At 70.6% G+C, this 6,147-nt stretch carries 5 protein-coding genes and 1 pseudogene; 5 read left to right on the top strand and 1 reads right to left on the bottom strand.

All coding sequences use genetic code 11. The features are described from left to right. The 5 genes from EAO72_RS04495 to pgl form a co-directional block, all read left to right on the top strand. On the top strand, window positions 1-1,242 hold a 1,242-nt coding region (locus tag EAO72_RS04495; RefSeq protein WP_315986288.1), incomplete at its 5' end, for a transketolase-like TK C-terminal-containing protein. Window positions 1,243-1,276: 34 nt separating this feature from the next. After that, window positions 1,277-2,395, top strand: a complete 1,119-nt coding sequence (gene tal, locus EAO72_RS04490) for a transaldolase (RefSeq protein WP_148015893.1) — start codon at window positions 1,277-1,279, stop codon at window positions 2,393-2,395. A gap of 5 nt (window positions 2,396-2,400) precedes the next feature. After that, window positions 2,401-3,933, top strand: a complete 1,533-nt coding sequence (zwf, locus tag EAO72_RS04485; protein ID WP_148015892.1) for a glucose-6-phosphate dehydrogenase — start codon at window positions 2,401-2,403, stop codon at window positions 3,931-3,933. Then, window positions 3,930-4,946 (top strand): glucose-6-phosphate dehydrogenase assembly protein OpcA, encoded by a 1,017-nt coding sequence (gene opcA, locus EAO72_RS04480; protein WP_148015891.1) that lies wholly within the window; start codon window positions 3,930-3,932, stop codon window positions 4,944-4,946. Before zwf ends, opcA begins: the two co-directional genes overlap by 4 nt. Beyond that, window positions 4,943-5,728, top strand: coding sequence for a 6-phosphogluconolactonase (gene pgl, locus EAO72_RS04475; protein ID WP_148015890.1), 786 nt, complete (start codon window positions 4,943-4,945; stop codon window positions 5,726-5,728). Before opcA ends, pgl begins: the two co-directional genes overlap by 4 nt. A gap of 211 nt (window positions 5,729-5,939) precedes the next feature. Here pgl and EAO72_RS41780 read toward each other — a convergent pair. Continuing rightward, window positions 5,940-6,147 (bottom strand): annotated as a pseudogene (locus EAO72_RS41780) (esterase/lipase family protein); the annotation flags it as partial.

Raw genomic sequence — 6,147 nt, 5'->3', positions numbered from 1 at the left:
GCGCTCGGCGACGACGAGGTCGCCGCGACCAAGCGGGTGCTGGGCTTCGACCCGGAGAAGACCTTCGAGGTCGCCGACGAGGTCATCGCGCACACCCGTGAGGCGCTGGACCGCGGCCGCGAGGCCAAGGCCGAGTGGGAGAAGACGTTCGCCGCGTGGCGCACCGCCAACCCGGAGCGCGCCGCCGAGTTCGACCGGATCTCCGCGGGCGAGCTGCCCGAGGGCTGGGAGGACAAGCTCCCCGTCTTCGAGCCCGGCAAGGGTGTCGCCACCCGCGCCGCCTCCGGCAAGGTGCTCCAGTCGCTCGGCGAGATCGTGCCCGAGCTGTGGGGCGGCTCCGCCGACCTCGCCGGCTCGAACAACACCACGATCGACAAGACGTCGTCGTTCCTCCCGGCCGGCAACCCGCTGCCGGAGGCCGACCCGTACGGCCGCACGATCCACTTCGGCATCCGCGAGCACGCCATGGCCGCGGCCATGAACGGCATCGCGCTGCACGGCAACACCCGCATCTACGGCGGCACCTTCCTGGTGTTCTCCGACTACATGCGCAACGCCGTACGGCTGTCCGCGCTGATGCACCTGCCGGTGACGTACGTGTGGACGCACGACTCGATCGGTCTCGGCGAGGACGGCCCGACCCACCAGCCGGTGGAGCACCTGGCCTCGCTGCGCGCCATCCCGGGCCTGAACGTGGTCCGCCCGGCCGACGCCAACGAGACCTCCCTCGCCTGGCGCGAGATCCTGCGCCGCTACACCAAGGTGTTCGGCAAGGGCGCTCCGCACGGTCTGGCGCTGACCCGCCAGGGCGTACCGACGTACGAGGCGAACGAGAACGCGGCCAAGGGCGGCTACGTCCTCTTCGAGGCCGAGGGCGGCGAGCCCCAGGTCCTGCTGATCGGTACCGGCTCCGAGGTGCACCTCGCCGTCGAGGCGCGCGAGGAGCTCCAGGCCGCCGGCATCCCGACCCGTGTGGTGTCGATGCCGTGTGTCGAGTGGTTCGAGGAGCAGGACCAGGCGTACAAGGACAGTGTCCTGCCGCCGTCAGTGAAGGCCCGTGTGGCCGTCGAGGCGGGCATCGGCCTGACCTGGTACCGGTACGTCGGGGACGCCGGGCGGATCATCTCGCTGGAGCACTTCGGTGCCTCGGCCGACGCCAAGGTCCTCTTCCGCGAGTTCGGCTTCACCGGCGAGGCCGTCGCGGCCGCCGCCCGGGAATCTCTCGCCGCCGTCACGCGCTGACGCCGTTATACGACTAGTAGGAGATGCAATTCTCATGACAGACGCACTCAAGCGCCTCTCCGACGAGGGCGTGGCGATCTGGCTCGACGACCTGTCCCGCACACGGATCACCTCCGGCAACCTCGCCGAGCTGATCGACCAGAGTCACGTCGTGGGTGTCACGACCAACCCGTCGATCTTCCAGAAGGCGATCTCCCAGGGCCACGGTTACGACCAGCAGCTCACGGACCTCGCCACCCGCAAGGTCACCGTCGACGAGGCCATCCGCATGATCACGACGGCGGACGTCCGTGACGCCGCCGACATCCTGCGTCCGGTCTTCGACCGCACGGACGGCCAGGACGGCCGGGTCTCCATCGAGGTCGACCCGCGTCTGGCCCACCACACGGCGGCCACGGTCGCCGAGGCCAAACAGTTGGCCTGGCTGGTGGACCGGCCGAACACGCTCATCAAGATCCCGGCGACGAAGGCCGGTCTGCCGGCGATCACCGAGGTCATCGGCAAGGGCATCAGCGTCAACGTCACGCTGATCTTCTCGCTGGAGCGCTACCGCGAGGTCATGGACGCCTACCTGGCCGGTCTGGAGAAGGCGAAGGCCGCTGGCCTGGACCTCTCCAAGATCCACTCGGTGGCTTCGTTCTTCGTCTCCCGCGTGGACACCGAGATCGACAAGCGTCTCGACGCGATCGGCACCGATGAGGCCAGGGCCGCGAAGGGCAAGTCGGCTCTCGCCAACGCGCGCCTGGCCTACGAGGCGTACGAGGAGGTCTTCGCGGGCGAGCGCTGGGCCGCCCTCGACAAGGCGCACGGCAACAAGCAGCGTCCGCTGTGGGCGTCCACCGGCGTGAAGGACCCGTCCCTCAAGGACACCCTGTACGTCGTCGACCTCGTCGCGCCGAACACGGTCAACACCATGCCGGAGGCGACTCTGGACGCGGTGGCCGACCACGGCGAGATCACCGGCAACACCGTCGCCGGTTCCTATGACCAGGGCCGCGCCGACCTCGAAACGATCAAGAAGCTCGGGGTCAGCTACGACGACGTCGTCCAGCTCCTCGAGGACGAGGGCGTCGAGAAGTTCGAGGCCTCCTGGATCGACCTGCTCAACTCGACCGAGGCAGAGCTCAAGCGCCTCGCCCCTTCGGAGGGCTGACCACTTTGTCTGGTGTTCCCGGAGCCAACCCGCTCCGTGACGCCCAGGACCGACGGCTCCCGCGCATCGCGGGGCCGTCGGGCCTGGTCATCTTTGGCGTCACGGGCGATTTGTCCCGTAAAAAGCTGATGCCCGCCGTCTACGACCTGGCCAATCGCGGCCTGCTGCCGCCGGGCTTCTCGCTCATCGGTTTCGCGCGCCGCGAGTGGCAGGACGAGGACTTCGCCCAGGAGGTCCACGACGCCGTCAAGCAGCACGCCCGTACGCCGTTCCGCGAAGAGGTCTGGCAGCAGCTCATCCAGGGGATGCGCTTCGTCCAGGGCAACTTCGACGACGACGAGGCCTTCGAGACGCTGAAGGCGACCATCCAGGAACTCGACCAGGCGCAGGGGACGGGCGGCAACTTCGCCTTCTACCTCTCCGTGCCGCCGAAGTTCTTCCCCAAGGTCGTCCAGCAGCTCAAGAAGCACGGGCTGGCCGACCAGAAGGAGGGTTCCTGGCGGCGTGCCGTCATCGAGAAGCCCTTCGGTCACGACCTGACGAGCGCGCAGGAGCTCAACCAGCTCGTGCACGACGTGTTCCCGCCCAACGAGGTCTTCCGGATCGACCACTACCTGGGCAAGGAGACGGTCCAGAACATCCTGGCGCTGCGGTTCGCCAACACGATGTTCGAGCCGATCTGGAACCGGAGCTACGTCGACCACGTCCAGATCACGATGGCCGAGGACATCGGCATCGGCGGCCGGGCCGGGTACTACGACGGCATCGGCGCCGCCCGTGACGTCATCCAGAACCACCTGCTCCAGCTGCTGGCGCTGACGGCGATGGAGGAGCCCGGCTCCTTCCACCCGAAGGCCCTGGTCGCCGAGAAGCTCAAGGTGCTGACGGCCGTCGAGCTGCCGGACGACCTGGGCAAGCACACCGTGCGCGGTCAGTACGCGCACGCGTGGCAGGGCGGCGAGGAGGTCCTCGGCTATCTGGAGGAGGACGGTATCGACCCCAAGTCGAAGACCGACACCTTCGCCGCGATCAAGCTGACGATCAACAACCGCCGCTGGGCGGGCGTGCCGTTCTACCTCCGTACCGGAAAGCGGCTCGGCCGCCGGGTCACGGAGATCGCGGTCGTCTTCAAGCGCGCCCCGTACCTCCCGTTCGAGTCCGGGGCGACGGAGGAGCTGGGCGGCAACGCCCTGGTCATCCGGGTCCAGCCGGACGAGGGCGTGACCGTGCGGTTCGGCTCCAAGGTGCCCGGCACCTCGATGGAGGTCCGGGACGTGACGATGGACTTCGCCTACGGCGAGTCCTTCACCGAGTCCAGCCCGGAGGCCTACGAGCGGCTCATCCTCGATGTGCTGCTCGGCGACGCCAACCTCTTCCCGCGCCACCAGGAGGTCGAACTCTCCTGGAACATCCTCGACCCGATCGAGCAGTACTGGGACAAGCACGGCAAGCCCGCGCAGTACCCGGCGGGCACCTGGGGCCCGGCCGAGGCGGACGAGATGCTCGCACGAGACGGACGGAGCTGGCGCCGGCCATGAAGATCGATCTCACGGAAACCACTTCCAGCAAGATCAACCAGGCGCTGGTGTCGGCCCGCCGTGCCATCGGCACCCCGGCGATCGGCATGGTGCTCACGCTGGTCATCGTCACCGACGAGGAGAACGCCTACGACGCGCTCAAGTCGGCGGGCGACGCCTCGCGCGAGCACCCCTCGCGGATCATCGCGGTGATCAAGCGGGTCAGCCGTTCGCCGCGCAACAGGCGTGACGCCCGGCTGGACGCCGAGGTACGGGTCGGCTCCGACGCGGGTACCGGCGAGACCGTGGTGCTGCGGCTCCACGGCGAACTGGCCAACCACGCCCAGTCGGTCGTCCTGCCGCTGCTGCTGCCGGACGCCCCGGTCGTGGTCTGGTGGCCCGAGGCGGCGCCCGCCGATCCGGCGAAGGACCCGCTGGGCGCGCTCGCCCAGCGCCGGATCACGGACGCGTACTCGGCGGAGCAGCCGAGCGCCGAACTGTCGGTGCGCGCGAAGTCGTACACCCCCGGGGACACGGATCTGTCCTGGACCCGGATCACGCCGTGGCGTTCGATGCTGGCCGCCGCACTCGACCAGCAGGCCGTGGACGTCGTCTCGGCGACGGTCGAGGGCGAGTCCGAGAACCCGAGCTGCGAGCTGCTGGCCATGTGGCTCGCGGACCGGCTCCAGGTCCCGGTCGAGCGCACCATGTCCGGCGGCCCCGGTCTGACGGCCGTCCGGATGGAGACCAGGTCCGGCACGATCGTGCTGGACCGGGCCGACGGCTCGCTGGCCACGCTCTCCATGGTGGGCCAGCCGGACCGCGCGGTGGCGCTCAAGCGCCGGGAGACCGCGGAACTGCTCGCCGAGGAGCTCCGCCGGCTCGACCCGGACAACACGTACGCGTCGTCGGTGAAGTTCGGCGTGGAGCGGCTCGGGGAGGCGGCGAAGCCCAAGGACGCCGCCCCGTCCGGTCAGACCGCGCCCGCCGCCAAGAAGACGGCCGCGCCGGCGAAGAAGGCGGCGTCGAAGTGAGCGTCGTCCCGCAGCTCGTCGTGCACCGCGACAAGGAGCTGATGGCGCAGGCCGCGGCGGCCCGGCTGATCACGAAGATCGTGGACGCCCAGGCCGCACGCGGTTACGCCTCGGTGGTGCTCACGGGCGGCCGCAACGGCAACGGCCTGCTGGCCGCGCTCGCCGGTGCGCCCGCCCGGGACGCGATCGACTGGTCGCGGCTCGATCTGTGGTGGGGCGACGAGCGGTTCCTGCCGGACGGCGATCCGGAGCGCAATGTCACGCAGGCCCGTGAGGCCCTGCTGGACTCGGTGCCGCTGGACCCGGCCCGGGTGCACGCGATGCCCGCGTCGGACGGGCCCTGCGGCCCGGACGCCGACGCGGCGGCGGCCGCCTACGCCGCCGAACTGGCCGCCGCGGCCGGTCCGGAGGACCACGGTCCGGTGCCGGTGTTCGATGTGCTGATGCTGGGTGTCGGCCCCGACACCCACGTGGCCTCGCTCTTCCCGGAGCTGCCCGCGGTACGGGAGACCGAGCGCACCGTCGTCGGTGTGCACGGGGCGCCCAAGCCGCCGCCCGTCCGCGTCTCGCTGACGCTGCCCGCCATCCGGGCGGCGCGCGAGGTGTGGCTGCTCGCCGCGGGCGAGGACAAGGCGGAGGCCGCGGCCATCGCCCTGTCGGGTGCCGGGGAGATCCAGGCCCCGGCCGCGGGTGCGTACGGTCGCAGCCGCACGCTGTGGCTGCTGGACGCGGCGGCGGCCTCGCGGCTGCCGCGCGCCCTGTACCCGCCGGCGTCCGCCTAGGACGTGTTCTGAGAGCAGCGCCGTCCGCCCGTAGGGCGGGCGCGACGCTCGAACCACGCCCTGGTGTCGTACCGAACGGCCCGGCCCGTCCCTGGAGTTCGCCAAGGCGGCCGGGCCGTTCGCATGCCCGGCCCGTCCCTGGAGTTCGCCAAGGCGGGCCGGGCCGTTCGCATGCCGCGCCGACTGGGCCGTCGCCCGTACGGCGGAAGCGTCAGAACGCGGAGGCGCAGTCGGGGCGGCGCGCGGTCGCCGGGTCGAGTGCGTTGCGTACGAGCCGCAGGACGACCGGGTCGTAGGGGCTGCCCATGTGGCCCGTCCGGTCCTGGGGGCAGATGTCCTGGACGGTGATGTTGGTGACGCGGTCGGCGGGGCGGGCGGGACGGAGGTACTGCCGCTCGAAGGGGGTCACGATCCTGTCC

It is taken from the genome of Streptomyces sp. OR43 (assembly GCF_008042275.1).
Classification (GTDB): Bacteria; Actinomycetota; Actinomycetes; order Streptomycetales; family Streptomycetaceae; genus Streptomyces.
The sequence above is the reverse complement of the archived record's forward strand: the minus strand, read 5'-3'. Positions and strand labels throughout refer to the sequence as shown.

What these genes read in the sequence shown, in the direction of transcription:
- opcA (WP_148015891.1), top strand. Translation starts at nt 3,930, where the DNA reads ATGAAGATCGATCTCACGGAAACCACTTCCAGCAAGATCAACCAGGCG.
- tal (WP_148015893.1), top strand. Translation starts at nt 1,277, where the DNA reads ATGACAGACGCACTCAAGCGCCTCTCCGACGAGGGCGTGGCGATCTGG.